The sequence below is a fragment of the Rhizobium sp. BK661 genome (assembly GCF_024808825.1).
Lineage (GTDB): Bacteria > Pseudomonadota > Alphaproteobacteria > Rhizobiales > Rhizobiaceae > Rhizobium.
Map to the genome: position 1 here is coordinate 480923 of NZ_JANTYT010000001.1, position 16448 is coordinate 497370.

Here is a 16448-nt window from a genome sequence, read left to right on the forward strand (position 1 = left end):
ATCGACTGGATCTGCAGCGAACGGTTCAATGTGTCGCGGGTGAGGCTGTCTTATAGCGCGTTTGCGACGTCCGAGCTCGATGGGATCGATGGCTGGGCCCCCTGCTTGAGGCAAGCGAGTGAGCCGGCCACCGCCGCGCGGCGCAAGGATGCTTCGAAATCCAGTCCCTCATCGAGGCTCGCGGCGAAGTAGCCACAGAAAGTGTCGCCGGCGCCCACCGTATCGACGGGCTCGATCTTCAGTCCCTTGGCCCGAGAAACGACACCGTCGCGAATGGCAATGACGCCGTCCGCGCCAAGCGTCACGATCAGGGTCTGCCCGGTCTCCGCATTGAGGCGCTTCAATGCGGCCTCGCGGTCGCCTGCGCCCATGTTCTCCTGGCCGGCAAGCCGCTCGAATTCCGTCTCGTTCGCAATCACGATGTCCGCGAGGCGGCCGAGGCGGGCGGCGTCTTCGATCAGCGGCGCAAGGTTGAGCACGGTCGTCACGCCCTTGGCGCGGGCGTTGGCCAGGGCCTGCTCGACCGCCGGGACCGGAACTTCGAGTTGCAGCATCAGGATGTCGCCCCTGCTCATGGCACGGACCGCCGCGTCGGCATCGGCTGGCGTTATCGTGCCGTTTGCCCCTGGCACCACGGCAATCATGTTCTCGCCGTCACCGCCGACGAGGATCAACGCGGTGCCAGTCGGCTCGTCGACCTGTTTGACCGCCTGAAGCTCGGTGCCGGCTTCCTTCAGCAGCGCGAGCGCCGGCTCGGCGAAGCCATCTCGCCCGACTGCGCCTGCCATGTGAACGGTTCGTCCCGCCCGTCGCGCAGCAAGCGCCTGGTTGGCGCCCTTGCCGCCAGCAGCCGTCGAGAAGCCGTTGCCGGCGACGGTCTCGCCGGGCTTCGGCAACCGCGCGGTGGTGGCGATGAGGTCCATGTTGATGGAGCCGAAAACTGTGATCATGAGTGTCCCGTCCCGTGCTTTTCTTGGGCGCGACACTGCCCGAAGGGCTTACTCGTCGTCAACCACTCTGAGCTTCAGAAGCCCGCTGCGGCTATCGACGGATTTCGGCGAGGAGTCGTTGTCGCGCGCCGCGGCCTTGCCATTGTCGCTGCCTTCGAACTCCAGGGCCTCGATCTTTGCGCCGCGCTTGGTGAGCTTATCGGTGGAGGTGAGAATCTGGTCGACGTCCCTCTGAGCCATGGAAAAATGGCTCTGCAGCTTGCGGACGCGCTCGTCGAGCCGGCCGAGGTCATCCATCAGGTTCGCCACCTCGCCCTGGATGACATGCGCTTGGGCCCGCATGCGCTGATCCTTCAGCACCGCCTGGATGACCTGGATGGAGAGCATCAGCAGTGACGGCGACACGATGACAATGCGCGACCGATGCGCCTTCTGGACGATCGCTTCGAAATTCTCGTGGATCTCCGCGAAGATCGATTCCGACGGGACGAACATGAAGGCGGTGTCCTGCGTCTCCCCCTGGATCAGATATTTTTCGGAGATATCGCGTATATGCGTCTCCATGTCGCGGCGAAACTGCTGCGAGGCGACCTTGGCTCCGTCAGGCCCGCCGGCATCGCGTATCGCGTTCCAGGCCTCAAGTGGAAACTTGGCATCGATCACCAGCGGCGGCGCGCCGTTCGGCATGCGGATCGTGCAGTCCGGGCGCGAGCCGTTCGACAGCGTCTGCTGGAAGGCATAGGCGCCCATCGGCAAGCCATCCGCGACAATCGTCTCCATGCGCGATTGGCCGAAGGCTCCGCGCGTCTGCTTGTTGGAGAGGATCGCCTGCAGGCCGACGACGTCCTTTGCCAAAGTTTGGATATTGTTCTGTGCGGCATCGATGACGGCGAGACGTTCCTGCAACCGCTGCAGGTTTTCGTGTGTCGACTTCGTCTGTTCGCTGATCGTCGTACTGACGCGCTGCGACATTCCGTCCAGGCGCTGGTTGATCGCCTGGTTCAATTCGGATTGTCTCGAGCCGAACACTTCCGCCATCGTCGACATCCGCCCGTGCATCTCGGACTGGATCTTCAGAAGTTCCGCCATGCGGGCATCCGCCTCTGCCGCGCGCAGGCTCGCAACCTCCGCCTGCTCGCGCCGCACCTGCCCACTGCGGACAAGGAGGACGACCAGGAGCAAGATCATTGCGGCAATTCCGCCGCCGGCGAGCGCCAGCATTGCGGGGCTAATATGCGACAGGGCGAGGAAGAGCGACTCAGAGCTGGTGTTCATGGCGCAACCATAGCAAATCGGGATGAGATGACTAGATCAAAACGTGAACAACTCACAGTCACTTCGAAACGCTCGCAATGCCGGAAGAAACGAGTGCTGACAAATGACAAGCTCATTTAACCATTACTCAACCATATTGCGCAAAAGCTCTGCTCAATTTTTCCCTTCCGTATCAATCACGAAGCAGAGACATCATGACCAGCCAGCAGTCCGACAGCGCGCTCAAGCAACGCCTCGATTTCATTGAGCTGGATGATGCAGCGCGCACGGCCCTGCGGGAGATGCGCCCGGCGATCTCCGAGCTGCTCGGTGGCGCACTGGACAAGTTCTATGCGAAACTGGCGAAGACCTCTGATGTCGCAAGCTTCTTCGCCGACAAGGCGCACATGGGCCATGCTAAGAAGCGCCAGGAAGACCACTGGGCGAACCTAGCGGGCGGCAACTTCGACGAGTCCTATGTGAAGGGGGTGGTTGCGGTCGGCAAGACGCACGCCCGCATCGGGCTCGAGCCACGCTGGTACATCGGCGGCTATGCTTTGCTGATGAGCGAACTCGTGAAGGGCCTCATGGCCAAGCAGTGGCCTTCTATGTTTGGCAGGCAGCAGGGCAAGGTCCTGGCCGAGAAGCTGGCAGCTGTCATCAAGGCCGCGATGCTCGACATGGATTACTCGATCTCGGTCTACCTGGAAACTCTTGAAGAAAAGCGCCGGACGCTGGAAGCGGAACGTGCAAAGGCCGAACAGGATCAGGCGATCGCACTCGATCATCTTCGCCGCGGGCTGGAGGCACTCTCTAACGGCGATCTCGAGGCGACTCTGCCACCCGATCTTCCGGGCAACTTCAAAGCCATGGCTGACGATTACAACCGTGCTGTCGCCGCACTTCGCACCTCCTTCGTCTCTGTGCGGGCAACCTCGGGTGAGATTCTCAAGGGTACGGATGTAATTGCCAAGGCGTCCGATGACCTTGCTCTGCGTACCGCTCAGCAGGCCGCCGGTGTCGAAGAAAGTTCGGCGGCGCTGCAGCAGCTCTCGGTCAGCGTCGGCCAGACGGCGGCAAATGCCGAAAAGGCATCTGGCGCCGTTCGCGAAACGCAGCAGAAGGCGAAGAACTCCGGCGAGCTTGTGACCAGCGCAGTTTCCGCCATGGCCGGCATCGAAAAGTCTTCCACGGAGATCTCCAAGATCATCGGCGTGATCGACGAGATCGCCTTTCAGACAAACCTTTTGGCACTGAACGCCGGCGTCGAAGCGGCGCGTGCCGGCGATGCGGGCAAGGGTTTTGCAGTTGTCGCGCAGGAAGTCCGCCAGCTCGCTCAACGCACAGCCGACGCCGCCAAGGAAATCAAGAACCTGATTTCGGAGAGCTCGATCCAGGTGAACGAGGGCGTCGACATCGTCAGCAGCACCGGTGAGGCGCTCAACGACATGATCAACCGCATCGACATCATCAACCGCTTTGTTGCCGATATCGCCGCCGCCGCGCGCGATCAGGCAACCGGCGTCAATGAGGTCAGCATCGCCATCCGCAACATGGATACCATTACCCAGCAAAACTCGGGCATGGTCGAGAACACTTCGGCCGAAACCCGGCATCTGCGCGGCGAGGTCGACAATCTTGTGGCGCTGCTGCAGCGGTTCCGTACCGGCGGCGAGCATCGCTCGATGGCCGCGCCACGCCGCGCCGCTTAAAGGAATGCGGCGAAAATCCGGGCTGGGACGTAAAAAAGCGTCCCGCCCGCCTGCCGGATAATTCCATCCTGGAAAAAGATGCGTTATGGGAACGCCATGACCATCAAGCCACTCATCATTCTCCCCGATCCGCTGCTTCGTCAGGTTTCCAAGCCGATCGAGCGCGTCGACGCCGATTTTCAGCGTCTCGCCGACGACATGCTTGAAACCATGTATGACGCGCCAGGCATCGGCCTTGCTGCCATCCAGATCGGCGTGCCGCGCCGCATGCTGGTGATTGACGTTTCCCGCGAGGGCGAAGAGAAGCAGCCGCTGGTATTCGTCAACCCGGAAATCGTCGCATCCTCAGACGAGCGCTCGGTGTACGAAGAGGGCTGCCTATCCATCCCTGATTACTACGCCGAAGTCGAACGGCCGGCGACCGTCACCGTCAACTATCTCGACCGCGACGGCAAGGAGCAGACGGTGCAGGCCGACGGCTTGCTCGCGACCTGCTTGCAGCACGAGATCGACCACCTGAACGGCGTGCTTTTCATCGACCACATCTCGCGCCTGAAGCGCGACATGGTGATCAAGAAGTTCACCAAGGCAGCGAAGTCGGCGAAGGCGCTTTAAGCGGGGTTTGCCGGGAGTCGATTACGATCCGACGACGACCCCAAGCGCCTGGAACTCCGGCGGCGATGTCGCCGGGCAAGCCAATGGACTTGATCTTAGGCTCGTAAGCCCGTTTGAAGACGGGTGACGATCTGCAACATGGCGAGATACAATGTCGCTTCGCATCATCTTCATGGGTACGCCCGAATTCTCTGTTCCGACCTTGCGCGCGCTGGTCGATGGCGGGCATGAAATCATCGGTGTCTATACGCAGCCTCCGCGGCCGGGTGGGCGGCGCGGTCTCGATCTGCAGAAGTCGCCGGTGCATCAAGCCGCTGAACTGCTCGGCATTCCCGTCTTTACGCCAGTGAATTTCAAGGATCCGGAAGAACGTGAGCGCTTCAAGGCGCACGACGCCGACGTTGCCGTTGTCGTGGCCTATGGCCTGCTGCTGCCGGAGGCGATCCTGACCGGTACCCGCCTTGGCTGCTACAATGGTCATGCCTCGCTCTTGCCGCGCTGGCGCGGTGCCGCCCCGATCCAGCGGGCGATCATGGCCGGCGACGAAAAGACCGGCATGATGGTGATGAAGATGGACAAGGGGCTGGATACCGGCCCGGTCGCCCTCACCAGCGAAGTCGAGATCGGCGCCAACACCACGGCTGGCGAGTTGCACGACAGACTGATGCATGTCGGTGCCAAGGCGATGGCCGAGGCGATCGTCAAGCTCGAGATGGGCGAGCTGCCCCTGACGCCCCAGCCGTCGCACGGTGTGCTCTACGCCGCCAAGATCGACAAAGGCGAGACGCGGATCGACTTTTCGAAGAACGCTACCGACGTCCACAATCACATTCGCGGCCTGGCGCCGTTTCCCGGCGCATGGTTCGAGGTTGCGATCGGCGGCAAGCCGGAACGTGTGAAGGTGCTGGCGTCCGAGCTCGCACAAGGTCAAGGGGTTGCGGGTGACCTGCTGACCGACGATCTGGTTGTCGCCTGCGGAACCGGCGCCGTACGTCTCACTAAACTGCAGAAGGCTGGCGGCAAGCCGCTACAGGCTGCCGATTTCCTTCGCGGAACGCCGCTTGCATCAGGTACGAGGCTCACCTGATGCATCGCTACCGCATGATCGTCGAATATGACGGTGGCCCTTATGTCGGCTGGCAGCGGCAGGACAACGGACCTTCCGTCCAGGGCGCGATTGAGAAGGCGATTCTTTCGGCAAGCGGCGAAACGGTGTCGATCCGCGGGGCCGGCCGCACCGATTCCGGCGTCCATGCGACAGGCCAGGTCATCCATGCCGATCTTGCCAGGGAATGGTCGCCCTTCAAGCTGCAGAATGCGCTGAACGCCCACCTCAAGATGGCAGGCGAACGGGTCGCGATCATCAACGTGGAAGCGGCCAGCGAGTTTTTCGATGCCCGCTTCTCGGCGCTGCGGCGCCATTATCTCTACCGCATCATCAGCCGCCGGGCGCCGCTGGCACTCGAGGCTGGCAAGGCCTGGTGGGTGCCGAAACCTCTCGATCACGATGCTATGCATGCGGCCGCGCAGACCCTTGTCGGCAAGCACGATTTCTCCACCTTCCGTTCCGCCCATTGCCAGGCGAATAGTCCTGTCCGTACGCTGGATCGGCTGGACGTCACAAGAAGCGGCGAACTGATCGAAATCCGCGCGACCGCACAGAGCTTCCTGCACAACCAGATCCGCTCCTTCGCCGGCACATTGAAGCTCGCCGGCGAGGGGAAATGGACACCAGACGATGTGCGCGCCGCGCTCGAAGCCCGCGACCGCAAGGCTTGCGGCCCGGTGGCGCCGCCGGACGGACTTTATTTCATGCAGGTCGATTATCCCGAGGTGATCACCGATCGCCGGCGGGAAAAGGAGGCACGCGATGACGACGACGATCTATCATAATCCCGCTTGTGGCACCTCGCGCAACACGCTTGCGATGATCCGCCAATCCGGCGAGGAGCCGGTAGTGATCGACTATCTGAAAACGCCGCCGACACGCGAGCGATTGGCCGAGCTGGTCGCTGCGATGGGGATCCCCGTCCGCGCGCTGCTGCGCCAAAAGGGCACGCCCTACGATGAACTCGGATTGGACGATCCATCGCTGAGTGATGACCAGTTGCTCGACGCGATGATCGCGCATCCGATCCTGATCAATCGCCCGATCGTCGTCACGGAAAAGGGCGTGCGGCTCTGCCGGCCCTCGGAGACGGTGCTGGATATCCTGCCGAATGCCTCCATCGGGACCTTCACGAAGGAAGATGGTGAAGTCGTTCAAGGCAAATAGCTGCTAGACGGGATAGATGCCGAGAAAGCGTTGCAGGTATTCCGACAGCATCAGCGACGGGACCAGCAGCACCAGCGTCATCGCGCCAACCATCAGCCCTTGGCCGTGGAAGATCATCCTGAGAATGCGGGCGATGGCGAAGACCTGCGCCAGCATGAAAGCCAAAAGCAGCAGAGACACGAAGCCCATCAGTTGCGGCAGGAAGAAGACCAGCGCCAGCAGCAGCCCGTTGATATAGGAAAGCGGCACACCCAGCCAATTGACGCTGACGATGACGGGCGCGAAACGCTCGCCCTTCTTGAAGGCGAGCAGCAGCAAGCCCGCAAAAACCAGCGGTACGAACCAGTTGGCGGCTTCGACGAGTCCGAGGCGGAAATAGAAGAGCGCGCCGACATTGGTGTGCGGCGGCATCGTTTGCAGGAAGGCCTGGCGCCACCAGAGCCACGAGATCCCCATCGGCGGCAGGCACCAGAAGATCGCCCAGAACGAGCGGTTGACGCCGCGCTCCGACATGTCGAGAAAACGGAAGCCGCGCGGGTCCATGCGGATCAGCAGCCAGATTCCGGCAAGATAGTATTGAACTTCCCTAAAGCCCGGCATTCGCGAACCAGCGCTCGATGAAGGTTTCATAGATTACCGTGAGTCGCTCGAGGTCGGAAACGGCAACGCGCTCATCGACCATATGCATTGTCTGACCAACGAGGCCGAACTCGACGACCGGGCAATAATCCTTGATGAAGCGGGCGTCGGACGTGCCGCCCGTGGTGGAAAGCTTCGGCGACTGGGCGGTTACGCTCTCGACGGCGGAGGATAGCGAGGCGATCAGCGCATTGTTGCGCGTCAGGAAGACGTGGCTCGGACGCTCAGCCCACATGATGTCGTATTTGAGCGGCGGACGGCCGGGGCGCAGCACACCGTCCGCGGCGGCGGCATCGAGCCGGCGCAGGATCTCCTGTTGCAGGCTTTCCGCTGTCCACGTGTCGTTGAAGCGGATGTTGAAGCTCGCTGTCGCCTTGGCCGGCACGACGTTCGTCGCCGGATTGCCGACGTCGATGGTCGTCACTTCGAGGTTCGACGGCTGGAAGTTGTCGGTGCCGGCATCGAATGGCGGGTGCATCAGGGCCTGCGTCAGTTGCAGGATGCCGCGCACCGCGTTGTCGGCCAGATGCGGATAGGCGGCATGGCCCTGGACGCCGTGCACGGTGATCTTGCCGGACAGCGAACCGCGACGACCGATCTTGATCATGTCGCCGAGCTGGTCCGGATTGGTCGGTTCGCCAACGAGGCAGGCATCCCATCGCTCGCCGCGCTCGGCCGCCCACTTGAGCAGCTTGATCGTGCCGTTGACCGCCGGGCCCTCCTCGTCGCCGGTGATCAGGAAGGAGACCGAGCCCTTCGGCGCTCCATGCTTTTCGACATGGCGGGCAATGGCCGCAACGAAGCAGGCAACGCCGCCCTTCATGTCGACCGCGCCACGGCCAAAGAGTTCGCCGTCGGCGATCTCGGCGGCAAAGGGCGGATGCGTCCAGGCCGCTTCGTCGCCAACCGGCACCACATCCGTATGCCCGGCAAACATCAGGTGCGGGCCCTCGGTGCCGAGCCGCGCATAGAGGTTCTCGATGTCGGGCGTTCCCGGTTCCGTCGCCGTCACCTTGTCGACCTTGAAGCCGAGCGGCGACAGCATTGCTTCGAGTGCCGAAAGCGCACCGCCCTCGGCAGGCGTGACGGACGGGCAGCGAATCAGGGTCTGAAGATTGGCGACGGGATCGGTAGCGGTCATGGGAGTGGAACTATCCAGCTGTAATGGCAAAGAAAAGGCAAGCCGGCGATGCCGCCTTGTTGAAATGTGCCGTTCATTTTGCCGGATCAAGTCCGACCGTCAGCGTTCGGGCGGCGCGCGTCTTTTCAGATGCGCGGACCGCCGGAACGCCAAGACTTGATCAGTCGCGCAGCAGTTCGTTGATGCCCGTCTTCGAGCGGGTCTTTTCGTCGACGCGCTTGACGATGACGGCGCAGTAGAGGTGTGGTGCCGGCAAGCCGTTCGCCATGGTGGCGTTGCCCGAAGGCATGGAGCCTGCAACGACGACGGAGTAGGGCGGCACTTCGCCGTACATCACTTCGCCCGTGGCGCGATCGACGATCTTGGTCGACTTGCCGATATAGACGCCCATGCCGAGGACCGAGCCCTCGCGGATGATGCAGCCTTCGACGACTTCCGATCGCGCGCCGATGAAGCAGTTGTCCTCGATGATCGTCGGGCCGGCCTGCATCGGCTCAAGAACGCCGCCAATGCCGACGCCGCCAGAGAGATGCACATGCTTGCCGATCTGTGCGCAGGAACCGACTGTCGCCCAGGTATCGACCATCGTGCCTTCATCGACGAAGGCGCCGAGATTGACGAAGGACGGCATCAACACGACGTTCTTGGCGATATAGGCCGAGCGACGCACGACGCAGTTCGGCACGGCGCGGAAGCCGGCGGCGCGATACTGGTTTTCACCCCAGCCTTCGAACTTGGAAGGCACCTTGTCCCACCAGGTCGAGTTGCCCGAACCGCCCTTGACGACCTCCATGTCGTTCAGGCGGAAGGAGAGAAGCACGGCCTTCTTCAGCCACTGATTGACCTTCCAGGCGCCGTCGCTGCCGCGCTCGGCAACACGTGCCTTGCCGCCATCGAGCAGTTCGAGCGCTGCCTCGACAGCGTCGCGAACTTCGCCCTTCGTGGACGTATTGACGTTGTCACGGTTATCGAAGGCAGCTTCGATTGTCTTTTCAAGGGAAGAAAGGTCGCTGGCGCTCATGGGAATTCCTTAAACTTCGATCTCTATCGTGGAGACCGAAGCCTCCGGAATTGTGATTGGCGGGACGCGATCTGCTCTATCCCATGCAGGGGTAAAATGGAATGATTTTTCGGGGCGTGGTAACTCTCCCAATTCAAAGCAGGAAACGACATACCGGCACCACCTGCCGGGCGTACTGAGAGGCATTTTGACATGGCAAAAACAAAAAACAGCAGGCTGCGGCGCAAGGATGGCGTCTGGGACCCGCTGAAGACGAGCGCAACCGACAAGCATCGCGCCGAAGCCGTGCCGAAAACACCCCAGACGCTGTCACCTGCCTATCGTCTTGCCTATGTCGATGAAGACTTTCTATGCCGCGAAGAGCTGCGGCCGATCCGCCTGCAACTGGAGCTGATGAAGCCGGAAATGCTGCTGACCGAGCGCGGAATCAAGTCGACGGTCGTCATGTTCGGCGGCGCCCGCATTCCGGCGCCAGGCCAGAGCGCCTGGGCAGCGAGAAACGAAACGCAGCGCGCCAACCTCGAGGCAGCTTCGGTCTACTACGACGAAGCACGCAAGTTCGCCCGTCTGTGCTCGAAATATTCGGCGGGCTTCGATTTTCATGAGTATGTCGTTGTTACGGGCGGCGGCCCTGGTGTCATGGAGGCCGGCAACCGTGGTGCGGCTGATGAAGGTGCTCCCTCGATCGGCCTCAACATCGTGCTCCCGCATGAGCAGGCGCCGAACGTCTATGTGACGCCGGAACTGAGCTTCAATTTCCACTATTTCGCGATCCGCAAGATGCACTTCATGGTGCGGGCAAAGGCGATCGCTGTCTTCCCTGGCGGCTTCGGTACGCTCGATGAATTCTTCGAGTGCCTGACGCTGATCCAGACCGGCCGGATGGAAAAGATGCCGTTGATCCTGTTCGGCGAGAAGTTCTGGAGGAGCATCGTCAATTTCGAGGCGCTTGCGGAATTCGGCACGATTGCGCCCGACGATGTCGACCTGATCAGCTTCGTCGATACTGCCGACGCTGCCTGGAAGATCATCCAGGATTTCTACGAACACCACGAGTAAGAAAAAGCCCGCCGGTGGGCGGGCTTCGATCTATGTAAGCTCTAGCTTACGGGAACGGACGATCCGGCATGTCGTCGAGCGAGATCGTGCCGTCCTTGTTGCGATCCATCCAGGTGAAGAACTTGTCGAATGCCGCTTCGGCTTCCTGCTTGGAGATCTGGCCGTTCTCGTCGGTATCGAAGCGCTGCATCATCATCATGCCGCGCATCATCCCGCCATGCATGCCGCGGCGATCCGGACGGCCGTCGGGACCGGGCTGCGGTTGCGCCGGCTGAGCATTGTCGGCATCGGCCGGCGGCGCCATCGGCGTAGCATCGTCATCCGTTGCATCATCGGCGGGTGCCTTTACCTTGGCCATCTGCGCTTCGCGGTATTTGCGGATTTCGCCTGGCGTCAGGGAGCCGTCCTTGTCGGTATCGATCGCGACGAAGATTGCCTCCATCCCGTCCTTGGCTTCCTGCTTGGAAATCTGTCCGTCCTTGTTCGTGTCGAACTGCTTCAGCATGCGAACGAAGATGACTTCACGGATCGCGCCCATGCGCGGCCCCATCATCATGCCCATGGCGTGTTGCGGGCGCGACGAATGGTGCTTCTTGTCGTGAGAGGCGGCAAAACTGGTGCCGGCTGCGGCACCGACGATCATGACGGAGGAGAGTGCGGCCAGTATCAGCTTGTTTCGTGACATCTCAATTCCTTTCGATCTGCAATCACAATGAGGACTACAGGTGAAAGGGTAGGGCCGGTGCGGCAAATTGCCCAATTAAAGATCGGTAAGCTGGATGAAATTTCTGTAATCTAGTCGGCAATCTTCGCAAGAAAATCAGTGAGATCGTCGGTCACGAAGTCGATGTGATCGTCCTCTCCGCTGGTCTTTTCCCACCATTCGACGACCGTGTCCTCGAGATTGTTCGGCACCAGCAGGACCGTCTGCATGCCGAGCGCTTTCGGGACCTTCAAGTTGCGTGGGAGATCCTCGAACATCGCCGCCTTGCCGGTTTCGATCCGCTTCAGCGCAGTGAACTTGTCATAGGTCTCCTGCGCCGGTTTCGGCACGAAATCGGCGGCCACGATGTCGAAGATGTCGTCGAAATGCTCGAGGATGCCGAGCGCGCCCGCCGCCATCTCGGCATGCCTGACGCTGCCATTGGTGAAGATGAACTTGCGGCCCGGCAGGGCCTTGATTGCCGCGCCGAGTTCCGGCTGCGCCGTCAGGCTCGAATAGTCGATCGCATGCGCCTTCTCGAGGAAGTCGTTCGGATCGATACCGTGGTGGATCATCAGCCCCTGCAGGGTCGTACCGTGATCGAGGTAGTACTGTTTCTGCAGCTTACGCGCCTCGTCCCGCTCCATCTGCAGCAGGGTCGCGACATAGGCCGTCATGTTCTTGTCGATTTGCGCGAAAAGATTGACGTGGTGCGGATAGAGCGTGTTGTCGAGGTCGAAAACCCACTCGGTCACATGCGAGAAGTCCGCCTTGGTCGGCGTGCGATCTATCTTGGTCATGCGGTCGTTATGGCACGGCTTGCCGGGCAAGGAAATCGGCAAGAAAAAATAGACGCCCGATTTGCGGCGGACGCAGCCGGGAAGGGATGGTAGAACTCCTCATGCTCTTCGACCTTCCCAGTGACGACGCGCTTTACGATGCGCTGATTGCCCGCAGCCCGGCCTATGAAGGCCTTGCCTATGTCTGCGTCAAGACAACCGGCATCTTCTGCCGGCTGACCTGCCCGGCTCGTAAACCGAAGCGGGAAAACACGCTGTTCTATGGTTCTATCGCCACCTGCATGCAGTCCGGATTTCGGCCCTGCCAACGCTGCCGGCCTCTGGAGGAGGCGGGCAGGGAGCCGATCGTCGACCAGCTCCTCACCGCGCTCGACCGCGATCCCGCAGCGCGATGGACGGAGGACGATCTGATTGCGGGCGGCTACGATCCCTCGACCGTACGGAGAGCCTTCAAGCGATCCCTCGGCATGACCTTTCTCGATATCGCCCGTTATCGCCGTCTTGGCGAGGCGGCGAAACAGCTGGCGAATGGCGCCCGTGTCATCGACGCTCAGATCGAGGCAGGGTATGAATCGGGCAGCGGCTTCCGCGCGGCATTTCAGCGGCTGATCGGCAAAGCGCCCGCGCTATCGCAGAAACGCGACCTTCTGCGTGCGGATTGGTTCGAAACGCCGCTCGGCCCCATGGTTGCTGTGGCCGACCAGACGCATTTGCATCTCCTCGAATTCCACGACCGCAAGGCGCTGCCTGCTGAGCTAGACAAGCTGCAGCGCAAGACGCGCTCTACCGTCGCAGCCGGCCGCACGCCGGCGATCGAGCAGATCGATGCCGAGCTGAAGGCGTATTTCGATGGCAGATCGGCATCCTTCCGGACGCCGCTTGCGCTGGGTTTCGGCACGGCTTTCGAGCGGCAGGTCTGGTCGAAGCTGATGGAGATACCCGTTGGCGAGACACGCGCCTACGGCGACATTGCGCGCGATATGGAAAACCGGCAGATCGTGCGCGCCGTCGGCCGCGCAAACGGGGCGAACCAGATGGCGATTGTCATCCCCTGCCACCGGCTGATTGGCGCCGATGGCTCACTGACCGGCTACGGCGGCGGGCTCTGGCGCAAGCAATGGCTTTTGCGACACGAAAATGAGATGAAATCCAAGAGATTGTCTGTGGAGGGAATTCAATGAACCAGGCTGAGAAGGCAAAGGCGTTCGGCGCCTTGCATCAAAAGGGCAATCCCGTCGTCCTTTATAACATATGGGACGCCGGAACGGCGAAGGCGGTGACCGAAGCCGGCGCAAAGGCGCTGGCGACCGGAAGCTGGTCGGTCGCGGCAGCGCAGGGCTATGGTGATGGTGAAAAGATTCCGATGGAGGCGTTGATCGCCACTACCCGCCAGATCACCGCGGTCAACGGCCTGCCTCTCTCGGTCGATTTCGAGGGTGCCTATTCCACCGATCCGGCGGGTGCTGCCACCAATGTCGAAAAGCTGATCGACGCCGGCGCAGTCGGTATCAACTTTGAAGATCAGGTGGTTGGCGGCGAAGGGCTGCACGCCGTCGAGAAGCAGGTCGCCCGCATCCGCGCCATCCGCGAGATGGCGGACCGCCGCGGCATTGCCTTCTTCATCAATGCACGCACCGATCTGTTCCTGCGCGAAGGTGATCTTTCGAAGCATGCCGGTCTGGTTGAGGAAGCGATCGAGCGCGGCAAGGCTTACGCCGCCGCCGGCGCCAACGGCTTCTTCGTGCCTTGGCTGATCGACGAGGGTCTCATCGAGAAGGTCTGCGCCGCGTCGCCGCTGCCGGTCAACATCATGATGCGGCCGGGCGCCCCGGACGTGAAAACGCTGGCGAAGCTCGGTGTCAGCCGCGTCAGCTACGGGCCGGGACCATATCGGGCGATGATGGAGAAGCTGAAAGAGGCAGCCGCGGCGGTCTATGCCGCCGCGGGCTAACAGAGGTCCGGCAAAGGCTCAGGGAACGATCAGCGTTCCCGCGCCGTGCTCGGTGAAGATCTCGAGCAGCACCGAATGGGCGGTCTTGCCGTTCAGGATGACGACACCCTGGACGCCGGCCTTGATCGCATCGATGCAGGTCTCGACCTTCGGGATCATGCCGCCGGAGATCGTGCCGTCGGCGATCAGCGCGTGCGCCTGCGCGACGGACAATTCCTTGATCAGGTTGCCCTGCTTGTCGAGAACGCCAGGAACGTCAGTTAGGAAAAGCAGGCGGGTGGCGTTCAGCGCACCGGCGATCGCGCCGGCAAACGTGTCGGCGTTGATGTTGTAGGTCGCGCCGTCGCGGCCGGGGGCGACCGGTGCGATGACCGGGATCATCTCCGAGCGGGCAAGCAGGTCAAGCAGCGTGCGGTCGACTTCGACGACCTCGCCGACGAAGCCGAGGTCGAGCACGCGCTCGATGTTCGAATCCGGGTCCTTGATCTTCTTCTGCGCCTTTTCGGCGAAGACCATGTTGCCGTCCTTGCCGCAAAGGCCGATCGCCCATTCGCCCGTCTGGTTGATGAGCGCGACGATTTCCTTGTTGATCGAGCCGGCGAGAACCATTTCGACGATCTCGACCGTCTTGGCGTCGGTGACGCGCAGGCCGCCTTCGAACTTCGATTCGATGCCCATCTTCGTCAGCATCGCGCCGATCTGCGGGCCGCCGCCGTGGACGACGATCGGATTGACGCCGGACTGTTTCAAGAGCGCGATGTCGCTCGCGAAAGCCTTGCCGAGCTCGGCATTGCCCATGGCATGGCCGCCGTACTTCACGACAATCGTCTTATTCTCATAGCGCTGCATGAAAGGCAGGGCCTGCGCAAGCAGGCGTGCCTGGGTTTCGCTTTCGGACTGGTTCATGGGATACCCCGCGGAATTGATCGCGGCCTTTTATCTCAAGTTTTTGACAGATGGAATAATCCAGAGGCCATTAGTTTGCCGTATCAGCTGGCAGTAAGCCCGGGGAGTCGGGCTAGTGGTAAGGGGCATGGCATGACAAGCGACGAAATCGCGCATCTGATCAGCCTGGTGGCGATCGGCGATCGCAAGGCCTTTGCCACGCTCTATCGCGAGACCAGCCCGAAACTCTTTTCCATCTGCCTGCGTATCTTGAAGGACAGAACCGAGGCCGAGGAATCGCTTCAGGAAGTCTACGTGAAGATTTGGCAGCGTGCCGGCGTGTTCGCTGCCGGATCCGGTGCGCCGTCTTCCTGGCTCGCGGCAATCACGCGCAACCAGGCGATCGACATCATGCGCGCGCGAAAGCCGATTGCCGACGAACTCGATAGTGCCTACGACCTCGCGGATGACGAACCCTCCCCCGAGATACAGACTGTGATCAAGGATGAAGGAAGGCGCATTGACACCTGCATGGAAGAGTTGGAAGCTGATCGGGCAATGGCGGTGAAGAAAGCTTACGTCGAAGGGCAGAGCTATCAGGAACTGGCCGATCAGTTTGGCGTCCCTTTGAACACGATGCGCACATGGCTGCGTCGCAGCCTCTTGAAACTGAGAGAGTGCATGGAACGATGACATCGCCGGATCAGAGCAAGGGAGGCCGCTCCCGCGACGAGGTACTCGCCGGTGAGTATGTTCTTGGTGTTCTTTCCTTCAAGGATCGGCGAGTTGTAGAGGAGCGGATGCGTCGCGACAGGCAGTTCGCGGCCATCGTCAGCCGCTGGGAAACCAATCTCTCCTCCTTCAACGACGATTACGACGTCGTTAGCCCCAGCCAGGAAACGTTCAAGCAGATCGAGGCGCGGTTGTTTGGTGCGCCTGAAGCAACCCCGGCGCCGGCGCGTGGAGTGTGGGGTTCGCTCATTTTCTGGCGCTGCCTCGCGCTCGTCTCGCTGTTGATCACCGCGGGCGCACTAACGATTGCCACCGTTGCCGTCACTCCGCCTCAGGCCCCTGCACCGCTCGTGGCTGAACTGACAGCCTCCAGCAGCCAGGTCAATCTACTTGCCTCCTATGAACGACAGAGCGGAAAACTGCGGATCGTACCCATCGCCACCGGCAAGCCCGAAGAGAAGTCGCTGGAGCTCTGGCTTGTTCCGGCAAGCGGTGCACCAAGATCGCTTGGCGTATTTCCTCCCGGTCAGGCAGGCGAATTGGTCATCCCTGTCGATATGCGCGGCAGCGTAGACGAAGGCGCGACTCTGGCGGTCAGCCTCGAGCCTTTCGGCGGCTCGCCGACCGGGCAGGCCACCGGGCCGATCGTGGCAAGCGGTACGACGCACCGCCGTTGACCTTTTTTCAGCAAGTTTGCGCTCTGGCTGAAAC

General features: G+C 61.5%; 18 protein-coding genes. 10 read left to right on the forward strand and 8 right to left on the reverse strand.

Annotated features, from left to right (window positions below; translation table 11 throughout):
* Nucleotides 1-50: 50 nt before the first annotated feature.
* Together FHX16_RS02325 and FHX16_RS02330 are read right to left on the reverse strand one after the other, a co-directional pair.
* Complete coding sequence (locus tag FHX16_RS02325; RefSeq protein WP_183860499.1) at nt 51-950, reverse strand: ribokinase; 900 nt, start codon at nt 948-950, stop codon at nt 51-53.
* Nucleotides 951-998: 48 nt separating this feature from the next.
* Nucleotides 999-2225 (reverse strand): DNA recombination protein RmuC, encoded by a 1227-nt coding sequence (locus FHX16_RS02330; protein ID WP_183860497.1) that lies wholly within the window; start codon nt 2223-2225, stop codon nt 999-1001.
* Nucleotides 2226-2419: 194 nt separating this feature from the next.
* Between FHX16_RS02330 and FHX16_RS02335 the strand changes: the two genes are divergently transcribed.
* From FHX16_RS02335 to arsC, 5 genes are all read left to right on the forward strand, one after another.
* Nucleotides 2420-3916 (forward strand): globin-coupled sensor protein, encoded by a 1497-nt coding sequence (locus tag FHX16_RS02335; protein ID WP_183860495.1) that lies wholly within the window; start codon nt 2420-2422, stop codon nt 3914-3916.
* Between the two features lie 96 nt (nt 3917-4012).
* Complete coding sequence (gene def, locus FHX16_RS02340) at nt 4013-4531, forward strand: peptide deformylase (protein WP_114712448.1); 519 nt, start codon at nt 4013-4015, stop codon at nt 4529-4531.
* 151 nt (nt 4532-4682) lie between these two features.
* Nucleotides 4683-5618: a methionyl-tRNA formyltransferase gene (fmt, locus tag FHX16_RS02345; protein ID WP_183860493.1), complete on the forward strand. Its 936-nt coding sequence runs from the start codon at nt 4683-4685 to the stop codon at nt 5616-5618.
* Nucleotides 5618-6424 (forward strand): tRNA pseudouridine(38-40) synthase TruA, encoded by an 807-nt coding sequence (gene truA / locus FHX16_RS02350; protein WP_183860491.1) that lies wholly within the window; start codon nt 5618-5620, stop codon nt 6422-6424. The genes fmt and truA overlap by 1 nt, the downstream gene beginning before the upstream one ends.
* Nucleotides 6402-6806, forward strand: a complete 405-nt coding sequence (gene arsC / locus FHX16_RS02355) for an arsenate reductase (glutaredoxin) (RefSeq protein ID WP_183860489.1) — start codon at nt 6402-6404, stop codon at nt 6804-6806. The genes truA and arsC overlap by 23 nt, the downstream gene beginning before the upstream one ends.
* 3 nt (nt 6807-6809) lie before the next feature.
* Here the strand turns inward: arsC and FHX16_RS02360 are convergent, their stop codons facing one another.
* The 3 genes from FHX16_RS02360 to dapD all read right to left on the reverse strand — a co-directional run bounded on the left by FHX16_RS02360 (nt 6810) and on the right by dapD (nt 9607).
* On the reverse strand, nt 6810-7406 hold the full coding sequence (locus FHX16_RS02360; protein WP_183753179.1) for a hypothetical protein: 597 nt from the start codon (nt 7404-7406) through the stop codon (nt 6810-6812).
* A complete protein-coding gene (gene dapE / locus FHX16_RS02365) occupies nt 7393-8586 on the reverse strand; it encodes a succinyl-diaminopimelate desuccinylase (protein ID WP_183860487.1) in 1194 nt (397 codons plus the stop codon). The genes FHX16_RS02360 and dapE overlap by 14 nt, the downstream gene beginning before the upstream one ends.
* 160 nt (nt 8587-8746) lie before the next feature.
* Nucleotides 8747-9607 (reverse strand): 2,3,4,5-tetrahydropyridine-2,6-dicarboxylate N-succinyltransferase, encoded by an 861-nt coding sequence (dapD, locus tag FHX16_RS02370; protein ID WP_183753170.1) that lies wholly within the window; start codon nt 9605-9607, stop codon nt 8747-8749.
* Between the two features lie 192 nt (nt 9608-9799).
* Between dapD and FHX16_RS02375 the strand changes: the two genes are divergently transcribed.
* The gene (locus tag FHX16_RS02375; protein ID WP_183753168.1) at nt 9800-10666 is read left to right on the forward strand and encodes an LOG family protein; all 867 of its coding nucleotides are present in this window, start codon (nt 9800-9802) and stop codon (nt 10664-10666) included.
* Nucleotides 10667-10712: 46 nt separating this feature from the next.
* On the opposite strand, the gene FHX16_RS02380 is transcribed toward FHX16_RS02375, so the two are convergent.
* Both FHX16_RS02380 and FHX16_RS02385 read right to left on the reverse strand, forming a co-directional pair.
* Nucleotides 10713-11351 carry a calcium-binding protein gene (locus FHX16_RS02380; protein WP_259126409.1) on the reverse strand — a complete coding sequence of 213 codons (639 nt, stop codon included), beginning with the start codon at nt 11349-11351 and terminating at the stop codon, nt 10713-10715.
* Nucleotides 11352-11461: 110 nt separating this feature from the next.
* Nucleotides 11462-12169, reverse strand: a complete 708-nt coding sequence (locus FHX16_RS02385) for a pyrimidine 5'-nucleotidase (protein ID WP_114711094.1) — start codon at nt 12167-12169, stop codon at nt 11462-11464.
* Nucleotides 12170-12270: 101 nt separating this feature from the next.
* Between FHX16_RS02385 and FHX16_RS02390 the strand changes: the two genes are divergently transcribed.
* Together FHX16_RS02390 and FHX16_RS02395 are read left to right on the forward strand one after the other, a co-directional pair.
* Entirely contained in the window at nt 12271-13350 is a 1080-nt protein-coding gene (locus FHX16_RS02390) for a bifunctional transcriptional activator/DNA repair enzyme AdaA (RefSeq protein ID WP_259126820.1), read from the forward strand.
* Entirely contained in the window at nt 13347-14120 is a 774-nt protein-coding gene (locus tag FHX16_RS02395; RefSeq protein ID WP_259126410.1) for an isocitrate lyase/phosphoenolpyruvate mutase family protein, read from the forward strand. The genes FHX16_RS02390 and FHX16_RS02395 overlap by 4 nt, the downstream gene beginning before the upstream one ends.
* A gap of 18 nt (nt 14121-14138) precedes the next feature.
* Here FHX16_RS02395 and argB read toward each other — a convergent pair whose 3' ends face one another.
* Entirely contained in the window at nt 14139-15026 is an 888-nt protein-coding gene (gene argB, locus FHX16_RS02400) for an acetylglutamate kinase (protein ID WP_016552548.1), read from the reverse strand.
* Nucleotides 15027-15158: 132 nt separating this feature from the next.
* On the opposite strand from argB, the gene FHX16_RS02405 reads away from it, so the two are divergent.
* Both FHX16_RS02405 and FHX16_RS02410 read left to right on the forward strand, forming a co-directional pair.
* A complete protein-coding gene (locus FHX16_RS02405) occupies nt 15159-15698 on the forward strand; it encodes a sigma-70 family RNA polymerase sigma factor (protein WP_259126411.1) in 540 nt (179 codons plus the stop codon).
* Nucleotides 15695-16414: an anti-sigma factor domain-containing protein gene (locus tag FHX16_RS02410; protein ID WP_259126412.1), complete on the forward strand. Its 720-nt coding sequence runs from the start codon at nt 15695-15697 to the stop codon at nt 16412-16414. Before FHX16_RS02405 ends, FHX16_RS02410 begins: the two co-directional genes overlap by 4 nt.
* Nucleotides 16415-16448: the final 34 nt, after the last annotated feature.